12 protein-coding genes are annotated in these 15544 nt (G+C 62.3%); 6 read left to right on the top strand and 6 right to left on the bottom strand.

From position 1 onward, the window contains the following. Window positions 1-28: 28 nt before the first annotated feature. Both ACJ8M3_RS22450 and ACJ8M3_RS22445 read right to left on the bottom strand, forming a co-directional pair. Window positions 29-865 carry a TIM barrel protein gene (locus ACJ8M3_RS22450; RefSeq protein ID WP_069100671.1) on the bottom strand — a complete coding sequence of 279 codons (837 nt, stop codon included), beginning with the start codon at window positions 863-865 and terminating at the stop codon, window positions 29-31. Window positions 866-896: 31 nt separating this feature from the next. After that, window positions 897-2339 carry a sugar porter family MFS transporter gene (locus tag ACJ8M3_RS22445; protein ID WP_069100672.1) on the bottom strand — a complete coding sequence of 481 codons (1443 nt, stop codon included), beginning with the start codon at window positions 2337-2339 and terminating at the stop codon, window positions 897-899. A gap of 556 nt (window positions 2340-2895) precedes the next feature. Here ACJ8M3_RS22445 and ACJ8M3_RS22440 point away from each other — a divergent pair. Both ACJ8M3_RS22440 and iolB read left to right on the top strand, forming a co-directional pair. Beyond that, a complete protein-coding gene (locus ACJ8M3_RS22440; RefSeq protein ID WP_089197535.1) occupies window positions 2896-4401 on the top strand; it encodes a CoA-acylating methylmalonate-semialdehyde dehydrogenase in 1506 nt (501 codons plus the stop codon). A gap of 76 nt (window positions 4402-4477) precedes the next feature. Further along, a complete protein-coding gene (iolB, locus tag ACJ8M3_RS22435) occupies window positions 4478-5299 on the top strand; it encodes a 5-deoxy-glucuronate isomerase (protein WP_089197534.1) in 822 nt (273 codons plus the stop codon). 38 nt (window positions 5300-5337) lie between these two features. Here the strand turns inward: iolB and ACJ8M3_RS22430 are convergent, their stop codons facing one another. Together ACJ8M3_RS22430 and ACJ8M3_RS22425 are read right to left on the bottom strand one after the other, a co-directional pair. Then, window positions 5338-6174, bottom strand: a complete 837-nt coding sequence (locus ACJ8M3_RS22430; RefSeq protein ID WP_004930856.1) for a MurR/RpiR family transcriptional regulator — start codon at window positions 6172-6174, stop codon at window positions 5338-5340. 203 nt (window positions 6175-6377) lie between these two features. Continuing rightward, entirely contained in the window at window positions 6378-8309 is a 1932-nt protein-coding gene (locus ACJ8M3_RS22425) for a bifunctional 5-dehydro-2-deoxygluconokinase/5-dehydro-2-deoxyphosphogluconate aldolase (protein WP_047026506.1), read from the bottom strand. A 546-nt stretch (window positions 8310-8855) separates the two neighbouring features. Between ACJ8M3_RS22425 and iolD the strand changes: the two genes are divergently transcribed. From iolD to iolE, 4 genes are read left to right on the top strand one after another with little or no spacing between them, the layout of a single operon-like run. Beyond that, window positions 8856-10796 carry a 3D-(3,5/4)-trihydroxycyclohexane-1,2-dione acylhydrolase (decyclizing) gene (gene iolD / locus ACJ8M3_RS22420; protein WP_089197533.1) on the top strand — a complete coding sequence of 647 codons (1941 nt, stop codon included), beginning with the start codon at window positions 8856-8858 and terminating at the stop codon, window positions 10794-10796. 41 nt (window positions 10797-10837) lie between these two features. Beyond that, complete coding sequence (locus ACJ8M3_RS22415) at window positions 10838-11851, top strand: Gfo/Idh/MocA family protein (RefSeq protein WP_089197532.1); 1014 nt, start codon at window positions 10838-10840, stop codon at window positions 11849-11851. A gap of 40 nt (window positions 11852-11891) precedes the next feature. After that, entirely contained in the window at window positions 11892-12776 is an 885-nt protein-coding gene (locus tag ACJ8M3_RS22410; protein ID WP_033645316.1) for a sugar phosphate isomerase/epimerase family protein, read from the top strand. 59 nt (window positions 12777-12835) lie between these two features. Next, window positions 12836-13732 (top strand): myo-inosose-2 dehydratase, encoded by an 897-nt coding sequence (gene iolE, locus ACJ8M3_RS22405; protein WP_033645315.1) that lies wholly within the window; start codon window positions 12836-12838, stop codon window positions 13730-13732. 60 nt (window positions 13733-13792) lie between these two features. On the opposite strand, the gene ACJ8M3_RS22400 is transcribed toward iolE, so the two are convergent. Both ACJ8M3_RS22400 and ACJ8M3_RS22395 read right to left on the bottom strand, forming a co-directional pair. Continuing rightward, window positions 13793-14974 (bottom strand): P1 family peptidase, encoded by a 1182-nt coding sequence (locus tag ACJ8M3_RS22400; RefSeq protein ID WP_089197531.1) that lies wholly within the window; start codon window positions 14972-14974, stop codon window positions 13793-13795. Beyond that, the gene (locus ACJ8M3_RS22395) at window positions 14967-15482 is read right to left on the bottom strand and encodes a GNAT family N-acetyltransferase (RefSeq protein ID WP_033651759.1); all 516 of its coding nucleotides are present in this window, start codon (window positions 15480-15482) and stop codon (window positions 14967-14969) included. Before ACJ8M3_RS22395 ends, ACJ8M3_RS22400 begins: the two co-directional genes overlap by 8 nt. Between the last annotated feature and the right edge of the window lie 62 nt (window positions 15483-15544).

The following is a 15544-nucleotide window of genomic DNA, read 5'->3' as shown; positions in this document are numbered from 1 at the left end:
AAAACGGCCTCCGCGGAGGCCGTTTTGTTTACCCTTGCAGCAGGGCGATGCTCTGGCGGATTTCCCGTTCGATATCCGCCTCGCTCCAGCGGTCCAGCTGTGAAGAGAACGGTTCGAAAGCATAGACGCCGGTGTAGCCCAGGCGTTCCAGGTTCTGCACCTGGCGGCGGCTCTCCAGCCGATCGCCCTCGCTCAGCATGATGCGCTCTTCGTCGCTCAGCGCGCTTTTATCCCGCCCGTCCTCCACGCCGGACAGATGCACCAGGCCGATCTGCGCCACCTGGATCTGCGCGTCAAAGTCGGCCTGCGTCACGCCGCTCAGATAGTGGTGGAACGTATCGAGCACGATGCGGTACGGCGCGCCCGAGTCGCGGATGAGCGCCTGGGTCAGCAGCGACGATCGCAGCGAGCTGATGCCGAAGCCCAGCGGTTCGACGTATCCCTGTACGCCATAGCGGGCAAACAGCGGTGCCAGCAGCCGCAACGCCGCGAGGGTGTCGTCGCGTTTTTGCTGCTCGCTGCGCGTGTCGTCGGCGCTGCAGTGGGGGCATAGCACCAGCGCCCGGCTGCGGATGGCCTGCGCCTGCGCCAGCATCGCTTCGGCGCGCTGTTGCAGCACCGCCGGGTCATCCATCAGATTGAACCTGCCGAGGGCGTTGATCGTGACGATCTCGATGCCGTATTGCGCGGCGAGCGCGTTGAGCTGCGCGTCGCTCAGATCGTCGGTCACCTTGCCGCTGGGCATGTCGTTGCGCAGCTCGACTTTGCTGAGCCCGCAGCGTTTCACCAGGCGGAAAAAATTGTCCAGATCGAGATTCGGCGCGATCTTGCGGTTAATGCAGAAGCGGTCCAGCGCAATGTTCATGGGCATGACTCCAGCGGTCAGGGTTGAGAGATCAGGATTTGCCGTTTTCCAGCGGCAGCGGCTTGCCTTCGGGCTGGGATTGGCGGTGGCGTTTGGCCAACACCACCTGCTCCATTTTTTCCAGCGAGACGCCTTTGGTTTCTGGGATATAGCGGCCGATAAACCAGTAGCTGAACAGGCAGCAGGCGGCGAAGATCCACATCGGGAAGGCGCCGTGGAAATGCGAGAACAGGTAAGGGTGATCGTTGATCATCGGGAACGACTGCGACACCGCGAAGTTGGCGACCCACATGCAGCCGACGGCGATGCTCATCCCCTGTGCGCGCATGCGGTTCGGGAAGATCTCCGACACCAGCACCCAGGCGCCGACGCCCCAGGAGAGCGCATAAAACACCATGAAGAACAGCATGCCGAACAGCGCGAAATAGCCGGTGGCCTGGGTGTAGAGCGCGTACGAGGTGAGCAGCAGGCCCGCGATGGCGCCCAGCGTGCCGTAACGCATCAACGGAATGCGGCCCATGCGATCCATCAGCATGGCGCCGATGACCGAACCGACCAGCTGCAGCACGCCGATCCAGATGGTCTGGAACAGCGCTTCCTGCGCGTTTTCGGTGACGGTTTTCAGCACCACCGGCGCGTAGTACATCATCACGTTAACGCCGGTGACCTGTTGCAGCATGGCGATCATACAGCCGACGAACAGGATGAAACGCACCCGCACATCGCCGTAGTTCAGCTTCCGGTGCTGCTGCTGTTGATCCTGCTGCAGCGAGTCTTTGATTTCTTTCAGCAGATTCTGCGCGTGGGCGGCGTTGGAGACCTTGGTCAACATCGCCAGCGCCTGATCGTCGCGGCCCATCATCACGTTCCAGCGCGGCGATTCAGGAATGACGAACACCAGGATGCAGAACAGAATGCAGGGGATCACGCCCGAGGCGAACATCCAGCGCCAGCCCATTTCCACCAGCCAGGCTTCGCTGGCGAGGCTGGCGATTTTGAAGTTGACGTAGAAAATCACGATCTGACCGAAGACGATGGCGAACTGCTGCATGCTGAGCGCCCGCCCGCGCATGTCTTTCGGCGACACTTCCGACATGTACATCGGCGACACGGTGGCGGCGATGCCGACCGCCAGCCCGCCAATGATGCGGTAAATGACGAACCAGGTGAAGGTCGGGGCCAATGCGGCGCCGACGGCGGAAACGGTGAACAGCAGCGCCGCCAGCATCAGCGCTTTTTTACGGCCCCAGCGCGCCGCCAGCGGCCCGGCGGCGAAGGCGCCGACCACGCAGCCGATCACCACGTTGGAGACGGCCCAGCCGGTTTCGGCCGGGCTGAGATTGAAATAGGTTTTCAACGCTTCGATCGCGCCGGAGATCACGGCGGTGTCGTAGCCGAACAGAATGCCGCCCAGGGCGGCGATGCCGCAAATTCGCAATATGTAACCGGTATTGTGCTTACGCTGATATGACATGTGTTGCTCCGATTTTTATCCTGGCTTCCGTCCGCACGGTTGGGGTGTCGGGAAGAGGGCGAGCGGAAGGGTGTGAACCGTGCCTGTCATCAAGGCGATGTCGTTGATAAATGCTGGAACAAACAAGAACATTTATTTCATAATTAGTGAATAATGGAATATTGATTTTTAGATCCAGTTCAAAAAAAACCGTCGCGAGCGATCCGGGCGCCTTGGGCGCTCGGAGGGAGGCGGTAACGGCCGCAGGTCAGGCGCAGTGCGGATTTTCTGTAGCAAAGTCAGTGTGCATTAGCGATGGACTCTCCTGCGAAACCGCGCCTTGATTGGCGCGGTAATGAAAGCGCCAACCCGATCGACACCGCAAAATTGCGACCTCACGCACTAAAAATAAATTTTTCAAAACAATTTATTTGAAACTTTTTTTTCAATGAAATAGAGTTTGCTGCATCCGGTCAGGATGTAGCCGGCTTGTCGACGGAGTTTGGCGAGCGGGACGATTAACGCCGCGCCGCCTGTGAGTGGCCAGGCGACAGCGGACTTGAAAAGAGGGCGTGACATGAAAACCGTGGGTAATTTTATTGACGGGCAGGTGTGCCTGAGCAGCAGCAATCAAACCGTTGACGTGCACAACCCGGCCAGCGGGCAGGTTGAGCGGCGCGTCACGCAGAGCACCGCCGCCGAAGTCAAACAGGCCATCGACGTGGCGCATCGGGCGTTCGCCGACTGGTCGCGTACCACGCCGCTGCGCCGCGCGCGCATCATGTTCAATTTCAAGGCGTTGCTGGAACAGCACCGCGACGAGTTGGCCGAGCTTATCGTCAGTGAGCACGGCAAAGTGTATTCGGATGCGCTGGGCGAACTGACGCGCGGCATGGAAGTGGTCGAATTTGCCTGCGGCATCCCGCATCTGATCAAGGGCGAGTACTCATCTGATGTCGGCAGCGGCGTCGACAGCTTCTCGCTGATGCAGCCGCTGGGCGTGGTGGCGGGCATTACCCCGTTCAACTTCCCGGCGATGGTGCCGATGTGGATGTTCCCCATCGCGCTGGCCTGCGGCAACACCTTTATCCTCAAGCCGCCGGCGCTGGTACCTTCGGCCTCGGTGCGCTTGGCGGAGCTGCTGAAAGAAGCCGGCCTGCCGGACGGCGTGTTCAACGTGGTGCACTGCGCCAATGAAGACGCAGCGCAGCTGTGCACCGATCCGCGCATTCAGGCGGTGAGCTTCGTCGGCTCCTCTACCGTGGCGGAACATATCTATACCACCGCCAGCGCACACGGCAAGCGGGTACAGGCCTTTGGCGCAGCGAAGAACCAGGCGATCGTCATGCCGGACGCCGATCTGGACGCCACGGTCAACGCGTTGATGGGCGGCGCGTTCGGCTCTGCCGGCGAGCGCTGCATGGCGCTGCCGATCGCCGTGGTGGTCGGTGACGACACCGCCGATAAACTGATCGCCAAACTGAAGCCGCTGATCGCGCAGCTGCGCGTCGGGCCAGGCTTGCAGCAGGGTGGCGAAGAGAATGAAATGGGGCCGCTGGTGTCGTCCGCTCACCAGAAAAAGGTGCTGGGCTACATCGATCTGGGCGTGGAGGAAGGCGCCACCCTGGTGGCCGACGGCCGCAATTATCAGGTGTCGGGCTATCCTGAAGGCTACTACGTCGGCGGCACGCTGTTCGACCATGTGAAGCCGAACATGCGCATCTACCGCGAAGAGATCTTCGGGCCGGTGCTGGGCATCGTGCGGGTGCCGGACTACCGTACCGCCATCGACACGGTGAACGGCCACGAGTTCGGCAACGGCAGCGCCATCTTTACCGGCAGCGGCCACTACGCGCGCCAGTTCGTGCAAGAAGTGCAGGCCGGGATGGTCGGCGTCAACGTGCCGGTACCGGTGCCGATGGCGTTCCACAGCTTCGGCGGCTGGAAGCGCTCGGTGTTCGGCGCGTTGAACGTGCACGGCACCGATGGCGTGCGCTTCTACACGCGCATGAAGACCGCCACCGCACGTTGGCCGGCCGGGCAGCAGACGGTGTCCGAATTCAGCATGCCGACGCTGGGTTAAGCGCTGTCATATTCAGGCCAGGCCGTTGTTCCTTCGAGCAGCGGCCTTTGCACGGGTCGTTAACAGGAGAATCGAGATGTCTTCACTGCTTGCCAAATGTCAGACGCCGAACGCCGAAGGGCGCATCCAGCACGTGACGCCGGAAAATGCCGGTTGGCGCTATGTCGGCTTTGACGTTTACCGCCTGGCCGCCGGGCAGTCGCTGCAGCTTGAGTGCGGCGACCAGGAACTGTGCCTGGTGCTGGTTGCCGGTATCGCCTCCGTCGCCACGCTGCGCGCCGAATACCCGCATATCGGCAAACGCATGAGCCCGTTCGAACGTACGCCGCCTTACGCGGTGTATGTGCCGCACCACGATCGCATCGACGTGCGGGCGGAAACCGATCTGGAGCTGGCGGTGTGCAGCGCGCCCGGCGGCGGCCACCTGCCTTCACGGCTGATCACGCCGGCGGATATCGGCGTGGAGCGGCGCGGCAAGGGGCGCAACCAGCGGCTGGTGCACAACATTCTGCCGGACAGCGAGCCGGCCGACAGTCTGCTGGTGGTGGAGGTTTACACCGACGAGGGCAACACCAGCTCCTACCCGAGCCACAAGCACGATCAAGAAGACTCGCCGGACGAAACCTATCTGGAAGAGACGTACTATCACCGCATTCAGCCGGAGCAAGGGTTCTGCATGCAGCGCGTCTATACCGACGACCGCACGCTCGACGAGTGCATGCCGGCCTACAATCGCGACGTGGTGAAAGTGCCGCGCGGTTATCACCCGGTGGCGACCCTGGCGGGTTACGACAACTATTACCTCAACGTGATGGCCGGGCCGGTGCGGCAGTGGAAGTTCACCTGGGAAAAAGACCACGCCTGGATTAACGGCGACGGCTACCCCGCCGCGCAATAGGCGCTTGAGGCCCGGCTTGCCGGGCTTTTTTGTCAGCTTTACTCGTCCCGGGCGTTATTCAGCGCCAGCGAGACCGCCAGCGTCTGCGCCAGGCACATCGAGGCCACCTGCGAGCGGAACCCGTCCACCTGCGCTTCGCGCACCACGAAACAGACGTCGCTGAAGGCGGCCAGCGGGCTGACCTGGCTGTCGGTGATGGCGATCTGCTGCGCGCCGCGCTTGGCGCCCAATTCCACCAGTTCCACCGCCTCGCGGGCGTACGGCGAATAGCTGATGGCGATCACCACGTCCTTCGGTTTCACCATGCTCAGCTGTTCGGTGAACATCCCGCCCAGGCCGTCGATCAGAAACGCGCGGCGCTCCAGATGGCGCAGCGCATAGGTGAGGTAGGAAGCGACGCTGAACGAGCGGCGCAGGCCGATCACGTAGATGTTTTCGGCGTTGTTGAGCAGCTCGACGGCGCGATCCAGCTGCTCGGGGGCGATCTGCATCGCCAGCTGCTGCAGCGCCTGCGCGTTGACCATGGTGAACACGTTGAGAATCTCCGCCGGTTTCTCCGGCGCGACGTTGTCGTCGGTGGAGGTTTGGCGGAACAGGCGCGCGCGCTCGGTATAGTTCACCGTCTCTTCCATCAGATGCTGACGGAACACCTGCTTCATTTCGTTGAAGCCGCTGAAGCCGAAGGCGTTGGCGAAACGGATCAGCGTGGAAGGCGGCACGCTGGCCTGTGCGGCGATGGAGGCAACGGTATCGAAAGCGATGCTGTTACTGTTATCCAAAATGTAGCGCGCCACCTGCTTCAAACGCTTGCTCAGCGTTTCATAACGGTGGCGGATCTCGTCCTGTAACAGCGAAAGTTGAGTTGGGTTGTTCATCCATTCGGCTCGCAGTGGGGTGAAGGCGCATTGGCCTGACGCCTGAAATATTGACAGGGTATTTTAACAGACGGAGCGGAAATTTCATTTCCTCAAAAAGCGATTTATTCGATCGCACATTGCGCGACTTCACAGAAAATGGGCAAAAAAATCCCCTTAAAGCGGCGAAATGGCCTTAAGGGGACGTGAACCTGCTGTTGCTGTCAGTGCGCGCCGCCCGCCTGCGGACGGTACTGGCGCCAGAAACCGATCAGCGTCAGGTATTTTTGTTTCACCTGCTCGATCAGGGCCGCGTCGTCGATTTCCCCCTGTAGCCAGCGGCGCGAAGGTTGGCCGAAAATGGTGCGGCCGACGGCGAAACCTTTCACCCAGCGCGCATCTGCGGCGGCGGCAAAGCCCGCCTTCAGCACCGCCTCCGGGGAGTCGAGCCCCAGGATCAGCACGCCGCGGCAGTCGGGATCGCAGGCGTCGATCAGCGCGCCGACCCGCTGCCAGTTTTCCGCGCTCAACGGCGGTAGTTTCCACCAGTCCGGCTGAATGCCCAACTGGTAGAAGTGTTCAATCATCTCCAGGTAATAGCGCTCGTCCTTGTCGGCGTTGCTGTCCGGCAGGATCACCTCCAGCAGCAGCTCATGGCCGGATTTGCAGCAGCCGCGGTAGACGTCGGCGATCAGCGCATCCTGTTCGCGGCGCAGTTCCGCCGCGTCGTGCGGGTGATAAAACACCAGGCACTTCACCACGTGCTCCTGCGGCCAGTCGATCAATTGCGAGCCAATATTGCCGTGCTCCAGGCGCAGCGGGCGCGAGCTGGGCAGCTCCACCGGCCGGCCGATCCACCATCCCTGGCCGGTGATCTCGTTCAGCGCCGCCTGCCCGTAGGTGGTGTCGGCCAGAATGCCGCTGTTGCCGTTGAGCCCGGCCTGCGCGGCAGCTTGTTGCGCCGCGGTGAGCAGCAAGGTCTTCAGACGCGGGATGCGTTCCTCGCCGACGCCGGCTTCGCGCGCCATGTCCGCCAGCTGCTTGCGGTGATCGAAGGCGAACACGCACAGTTCCGGCCACTGTTGCTTGCGGGTGGTGACCCGGTGCAGGTGGTTCAGGCGCGCGTCGCGGTCCGGGCGCGTGACCTGGTGTTCACGCTGCAGGTAGTCGTCCAGCTCCCGTTTGGTCGGCATGGCCGGCGCGCAGCCGTGGCGCGAGACCACCAATGCGCCGCAGGCGTTGGCGTAGCGGCAGGCCTGATCCCAACCCTCATCGTTCAGATAGCCGCGCAGCAGACCGGACATAAAGGCGTCGCCGGCCCCCAGCACGTTCAGCACCTCCACACGCACGCCGGCGTGCAGCTTCACCTGCGCCCAGTCGTCGGCGATGTCATCTTCGAACACTGAGCAGCCCTGCGCGCCGCGCTTGCACACCAGCGTGGCCGCGGTCGTCCGGCGCACGTTTTTCAGCGCCGTCAGCGTATCGGTGCTGCCGCCGGCGATATGAAATTCCTCTTCGGTGCCGACGATCAGATCGAATTGGTGCAGCACTTCCTGCAGCTCGCGGGTCACCTGTGCCGATTCCACAAAGCGGGTTTCGCCGTCGCCCAGCGACGTCAGCCCCCACAGCACCGGGCGATAATCGATGTCGAGCGCGGTGCGCAAACCGTGGCGGCGCGCGTATTCCAGCGCCTTCAACACGGCGGCGCGGGTGTTCGGGTGCGACAGGTGCGTGCCGGTGATGGCCAGCGCGCGCGCGCTGGCGATGTAGGTTTCGTCGATGTCGTCCGGCGTCAGCGCCATGTCCGCGCAGTTTTCGCGGTAGAAGATCAGCGGGAAGGTTTCCTGATCCTTGATGCCGAGGATCACCAGGCCGGTTAACCGGTGTTTGTCGGTGATCAGACAGCGGGTATCGGCCCCGACGCGCTGCAGCTCTTCACGCAGAAAGCGGCCCATGTGTTCATCGCCGACGCGGGCCAGCATGCCGGATTTCAACCCCTGAATGGCGGTGCCGTAGGCCACGTTGCCGGAAGAGCCGCCGAGGTATTTGGCGAATGTGCCGGCGTCTTCCAGACGCGCGCCGATCTGCTGAGCATAGAAATCGACGGCGATGCGCCCGAGACAAATGACATCAAGCTGTTTTTCTTGTGTAGCCATACCCGTTTCCTTCTGTTTAAGCAAAACTCCGGCGGCGGCCCGAGCGTGGCGCCTTGCAGGAAGCATGGGAACAGTATGGGGAATGAAAATTTCAATTTCAATATGGAATGAAATTTACACCCCAAAAATGTGATGCGTTTAAAACATCGACGGAGGAGCGGAAAAAGCGGATTAAGTCGCCATGAGAGGGTGGCGGAGGGCGTGTGGCAAAGAGGCGCCGGGGCAGGATGAAAGACGGTCGCCCTGCGTGCTGATGGCATTCCTCGGCCGGTGCGCGGCGCTAAGCCGGTAAAGGCCAAACCACGAGATGAAACGGGCTTTTCATCTAATATGCGATCTTTATCGCAAAATGAAATGTTTCTTCTGTAATGTGATTTTATGAAAAATATATTTGTTTATAATCGCTTCACGTTTCAGGTTGTCGACTTCGTGAGCAGCGGGCATCGCCTGCTCAAGATAATAGCTGCCGCCGCGTAACACAAACACGGGATTGTCGGCTCGGCGCGAGCCCTTTCCGGGGCGGCCCTCAATCTAAAGGGTGAGTAAATGGGCAAGATCAGGCTAACCATGGCGCAGGCGCTCGTCAGATTTCTCGATAACCAGTATCTGCTGGCCGACGGGGTGGAAACCAAATTCGTCGCGGGCATTTTCGCGATTTTCGGCCACGGCAACGTACTGGGGTTGGGGCAAGCGCTGGAACAGGATAGTGGCGATCTGCGGGTGCACCAGGGCCGCAACGAACAGGGGATGGCCCACGCGGCGATCGGCTTCGCCAAGCAGAAATTGCGCCGGCAGATTTACGCCTGCACCTCCTCGGTCGGCCCCGGCGCCGCCAATATGATCACCGCCGCGGCTACCGCCACCGCCAACCGCATCCCTTTATTGCTGCTGCCAGGCGACGTTTACGCTTCCCGCCAGCCGGATCCGGTGCTGCAGCAAATCGAACAGTCTTACGATCTCAGCATCAGCACCAACGACGCGTTCCGCGCGGTGAGCAAGTACTGGGACCGTATCGTGCGGCCGGAGCAGCTGATGAGCGCCTGCATCAACGCGATGCGCGTGCTGACCGATCCGGCGGAAACCGGCGCGGTGACGCTGTGTCTGCCGCAGGACGTGCAGGGGGAAGCCTACGACTACCCCGACTATTTCTTCCAAAAACGCGTACACCGGCTCGATCGCCGCCCGGCGACCGATGGCATGTTGGCGGACGCCTTGGCGCTGCTGACGGCCAAACGCAAACCGCTGCTGGTGTGCGGCGGCGGCGTGAAGTACTCGCAGGCCGGGCGGGCGCTGCGCGAATTCGCCGAGCGCTTCGGCATTCCGTTCGCCGAAACCCAGGCCGGCAAAGGCGCGGTGCCGAGCGATCATGAATTCAATCTCGGCGGCATCGGCGAAACCGGCTGCCTGGCGGCCAACACGCTGGCTCGACAGGCCGATCTGGTGATTGGCGTCGGCACCCGTTACACCGATTTCACCACCTCGTCCAAATGGCTGTTCCAACATCCGGACGTCAGCTTCCTCAATATCAACGTCAGCGCCTTTGACGCCGGCAAGCTCGACGGCGTGCAGGTGCTGGCGGACGCCCGCGAGGGCCTGAGCGAACTGAGCGCGCTGCTGGCGCAGGCTGATTATCGCGCCGGCTGGGGCGACGCCATCGCCGCGGCGCGCGGCGCCCAGCGTGAAGAGACCGAGCGGGTTTACGCGGTGGAATACAGCGGCGCAGGCTTTGTGCCGGAAATAGACGATCACCTCGATCGCGAACGGGTGTTCGCCGAATTTATCGCTCAGACCGACTCGGCGATGACGCAAAGCCGGGTGCTGGGGGTGCTGAACCGCGAGCTGCCGCCGGACAGCGTGATTGTCGCCGCCGCCGGCAGCCTGCCGGGCGACCTGCAACGGGTGTGGCACAACCATGGCGAGCACGGTTACCACGTGGAATACGGCTACTCCTGCATGGGGTACGAGGTGAACGCCGCATTGGGGGTCAAGCTGGCCGAGCCGCAGCGCGAGGTGTACGCGATGGTGGGCGACGGCGCCTTCATGATGCTCCATTCCGAGCTGGCCACTTCGATTCAGGAAGGCTGCAAGATCAACGTGGTGCTGTTTGACAACATGACCAACGGCTGCATCAACAACCTGCAGATGGAACACGGCATGGACAGTTACACCACCGAATTCCGCTTCCGCAATCCAGAGGGCGGCAAGCTCGACGGCAAACTGGTGCCGGTCGATTTCGCCATGCTGGCGGCGGCTTACGGCTGCAAAACCTATCGCGTCACCACCGAGCAGCAGCTGCTCGACGCGCTGGCCGACGCCCGCAGGCAAACCGTGTCCACGCTGCTCGACATCAAAGTGCTGCCGAAGACCATGGTGCACAAGTACCTCAGCTGGTGGCGCGTGGGCGGCGCTCAGGTGGCCGACAGCGAGAAAATCGTCGCAGTGGCGCGCAAGCTGCAGGAAAACATCGATAAGGCGCGCGATTACTGATTCGTTTTCGAACACAACACACTTTCCAGAGGGTAGCGAAAATGACTTTGAACATTGGGGTTATCGGCACCGGCGCCATCGGCCGCGATCATATCCGTCGCTGCAGCAAAGTTTTGCAGGGCGCCCGCGTCGTGGCGGTGAACGACATCAATCGCGACAACGCCGCCAAGGCGGTGAACGATCTGCAGCTGGATGCGCGGGTGTATGACAGCGGCCACGATCTGATCAAGGCCGCCGACGTGCAGGCGGTGCTGGTCACCTCCTGGGGGCCGAGTCACGAAGAATTCGTGCTGGCGGCCATCGCCGCCGGCAAACCGGTGTTCTGCGAGAAACCGCTGGCGGTGACCGCGCAGGGCTGCAAAAACATCGTCGATGCCGAAGCGAAGTACGGCAAGCGGCTGGTGCAGGTCGGCTTTATGCGCCCCTATGACCAGGGCTATCGCGCGCTGAAACAGGTGCTGACCAGCGGCCAGATCGGCGAACCGCTGATGTTGCACTGCGCGCACCGCAACCCGACGGTCGGCGAGGCTTACACCACCGATATGGCGATCACCGACACCCTGATCCACGAAATCGACGTGCTGCGCTGGCTGCTCGACGACGACTATGTGTCGGTGCAGGTGGTGTTCCCGCGCAAGAGCCCGAAGGCGTTCCCGCATCTGAAAGATCCGCAGATTGTGCTGTTCGAAACCGCCAAAGGTACCCGCATCGACGTCGAGATTTTCGTCAACTGCCAGTACGGCTACGACATTCAGTGTGAAGTGGTGGGGGAAACCGGCATCGCCAAACTGCCGGAGCCGTCCTCGGTGCAGCTGCGCAGCGGCGCCCGCCTGTCGACCGAAATCCTGACCGACTGGAAGGATCGCTTTATCGACGCCTATGACGTCGAGCTGCAGGGGTTCATCAACGACGTGGCCGCGGGCCAACTGATCGGGCCTTCTGCCTGGGACGGCTACGCCGCCGCCGTGACCGCCGACGCCTGCGTGGCGGCCCAGCTCAGCGGCGAGATCGTACCGGTGACCCTGCCGGCGCGCCCGGTGTTCTACAACAAATAATCGGCTTGTCCCCCATACCTACGATTGCAGAGGAGTGACCATGAAGATCGCTTTTGATGTCGACGTTATCCGGGATTTGGGCGTGACCAAAATGGTTCAGCAGGTGGCGGACTGGGGCTACAAATACATCGAGCAGTCGCCGCACCCGCAGATCAACCCGTTTTACAAGCATCCGAAGGCCAGCCGCGAAATCATGGCGGAGTATAAAAACGCCCTGAAAGCGACCGGCGTGGAAATATCCTCATTTATCGTGGTGTATCGCTGGTCCGGGCCGGGGGAAGATCGCCGTCAGGCGGCGGTCAAAAACTGGCGACGGATGATCGAAATCGCGGTGGAGATGGGCGTGCAGGTGATCAACACCGAGTTGGCCGGTAACCCCAACGAGCCGGAGATCTGCGAGGAGCTGTGGTATCGCTCGATGGAGGAGCTGCTGCCGATCGTCGAGCGTGAGGGCATCCGTATGGAGATCCAGTCGCACCCGTGGGACTTCTGTGAGCTGAGCAACGAAACCGCCGATCTGGTGAAATCGCTGCGCAGCGACCACGTCAAATACCTCTACAGCGTGCCGCACACCTTCTACTACGACAAGGGGCAGGGCGACGTGGCCGGCATGCTGAAGTACGCCGGGGACGATCTTTCCCACGTGCTGATCGCCGACACCATGAACCACACCAAGCACTGCCGCTATATCGTCAACCCGCCGGGCGTTGACGCCGCGGTGCACCAGCATGTCGGCATCGGCGAAGGCGAGGTGAATTTCGATGCCCTGTTCCAGACGCTGCGCGACATGGAATTCGCCAACCGCAGCTTCAAGGTCGGCGGCGAATCGATCATCTGCACCTCGCTGTTCGGCTATCCGGAAAAGATGCCGAGCCAGGCGGTGGCGACCAGAGAGCGCATCGAAAGAGAGCTGTTGGGCAACTAATCTTATTCGGCTCGCCGGCGGCGTTTGCACCGGCGGCCCTCCAAGGACCGAGGCAGACCATGAATAAAGACAACGTGAAATTGGCCATTGCGCCGATCGGCTGGACCAACGACGATATGCCCGATCTGGGCAAGGAAAACACCTTTCAGCAGTGCGTCAGCGAAATGGCGCTGGCTGGCTTCACCGGCAGCGAAGTGGGCAGCAAATATCCGCGCGATCCGGCGGTGCTGAAGCCGATGCTGGATATTCGCGGCATCCAGATCTGCAACGCCTGGTTCAGCACCTTTTTCGCCGATGGTCAGAAAGACAAAACCATCGATGAATTTATCAACCACATGAATTTCCTGCATGCCATGGGCGCCAGGGTGATCGGCTGTTCTGAACAGAGCAAGAGCATTCAGGGCACCACCAAAGGCGTGTTCGAAGAGAAGCCGTACTTCAGCGATGAAGAGTGGCGGCGGGTGGCCGACGGTTACAACGAGCTGGCGAAGATCGCCGCCGGCAAAGGCATGCAGGTGTGTCTGCATCACCACATGGGCACCGGCATTCAGACCACCGCCGAAATCGATCGCTACATGAGCATGGTCAACGACGACGTCTACCTGCTGTTCGATACCGGTCACGCCTACTATTCGGAAGGCAGCCAGCAGGCGATGATGGCGATCCTGGAGAAGTATCTGCCGCGCATCAACCACGTCCATCTGAAGGACGTGCGCGATGAGGTGGTGGCGGAAGTGAAGGCCAACAAGCTGAGCTTCCTCGACGGCGTGAAGAAGGGCACTTTTACCGTGCCGGGTGATGGCGTGATCGACTTCAGGCCGGTGTTCAAGCTGCTGGACGAGCGCGGTTACAAGGGATGGATGGTGGTGGAAGCCGAGCAGGATCCGGCGCTGGCCAACCCGTTCGAGTATGCGGTGAAAGCGCGCCGCTATATTCGGGAAACCGCCGGCATTTAAGCGGTAAGGGGCAATAAAACTCGAGGGGCGCCGCCAGCGCCCCTTTTTGATGGCGGCGCGTTAGCCGCCGAGCGTTCGCCAGGTGGCAACCTGGCTGCCTGGCCACGGTGTGGCGGCATACACGCCACGGGCGATCGCCCGAGCGAGGGTGTCCGCCGCCAGCGCGCCGATTTGCAGCACCGCCAGTTCGCGGCTGCCCTGTACCTCGCGCAGCCCGGTGGACAGGGCGAACACCACGTCGCCGTCAAACGGGCTGTGCAGCGGGCGAATCGCGCGCGCCATGCCGTCTTGCGCCATGATGGCCACCCGTTTCAACTCCACGCGCGTCAGCGCCAGATCGGTGGCGATGCAGGCCAGGGTGGTGTTCTTTCTGCCGCCCTGCGGCTCTTGCACCATCCAGTCTTCGCCCTGAGCGCGCAGTTGCGCCAGCGCCGCCGCGCCGCCGTTGCCGAATTCACCTTCAATTTCATAGGGCGTCGCCCAGAAGGCGCGGGTGCCGGGCGCCACCACCGCTCCCAGGCTGTTGACCGCCACCAGCGCGCCGACGGTAGCGCCGTTGGCGGCGGCGATAGACGCCGAACCGAGGCCGCCTTTCAGCTTGCCCATGCCGGTCATGGCGCCGTAGCCGGCGCCGACGGTGCCCAGCGGAAAGTCCAATCCAGCCTTGCCGACCGCGTCGATGCCCAACTGGCGATACGGCGGCGTGAGCTGCCAGTTTTTGTCACCGCCGTTGGCCAGATCGTACAGGCAGGCGGTGGGCACGATCGGGGAGACCGGCACGCCGGGCGCTGGGCGCAGCGCGTAGCCTCGGCCCTGTTGCCCCAGCCAGGCCGCGACGCCGTCCGCCGCCGCCAGGCCGTAAACTGAACCGCCGCTGAACGTCAGCGCATCGATGGTTTGCACCAGATTGTCTTCGCCCAAGGCGTCGGTTTCCCGGGTGGCGGGGCCGCCGCCGCGCACGTCCACGGCGGCCATCGCCGGGCTGTCCGGCAGGATCACCGTCGCGCCGGTGCGCACCCGGCTGTCTTGCGCCACGCCGACCTTCAGGCCCGGCACATCGGTAATCAGGTTGCGGGCGCCAGGGCGCCCGGTGGCGGAAGTTGGCATAGCGGCACCTAATGGGGTGAGGGGAGAGAACATGCCGGCGGCGGCCGTCAAGCCGGCCAGCGCTTGTAAAAAGGTTCGGCGGTTGATGTTAAGGGGCCGGCGCAGCGGCCCCTGCGGGGGGATGAGATCACGCATCTGCGCGTGGCTGCCCGGAGCGCAGACGCGCCATATGGTAGGCATCGACCAGCACGCCGTCGCGCATGGCATAGGCGCGGCTGGTGCCCTCTATCTCAAAGCCGAATTTGCGGTACAGCGCGATGGCCGCCGGGTTATCGGTGAACACCGTCAGTTCGATGCGCTCGATGGCCGCCCAGTTGTCGCACAGATCGAGCATCGCCTGCATCAGGCGGCTGCCGACGCCTTTACCGTGGTAGCGCGGATCGACGCCGATGCCGAAGGTGGCGACGTGGCGGCGGCGAACGCGCTGATTCAGCATCACAACCAACTGGCCGGCAAGCTGCCCGTCGATGATGGCGGCCAGGTTATGCGTGCCCGGTTCGGGATTGGCGAGGCGCTTCTGCCAGGACTCGACGGACGGTAGCGGGAGCTGCAGCGTATCGCGGTAGACGGGCGTCTGAGAATAAAGATGATGCAGGGCCTGCGCATCCGTTGTTTCCACGTGGCGTATCACGATCTCGCTCATTTCGCTGCTCCTGTCGCTTACCGGTTGAATAACCTCTGAATTTATCCGTTTACTGCCTTGAG

Origin of the sequence: Serratia sp. CY55921, assembly GCF_052167655.1 — a bacterium.
In the GTDB taxonomy this organism is placed as follows: Bacteria; Pseudomonadota; Gammaproteobacteria; order Enterobacterales; family Enterobacteriaceae; genus Serratia; species Serratia ureilytica.
The sequence above is the reverse complement of the archived record's forward strand: the minus strand, read 5'-3'. Positions and strand labels throughout refer to the sequence as shown.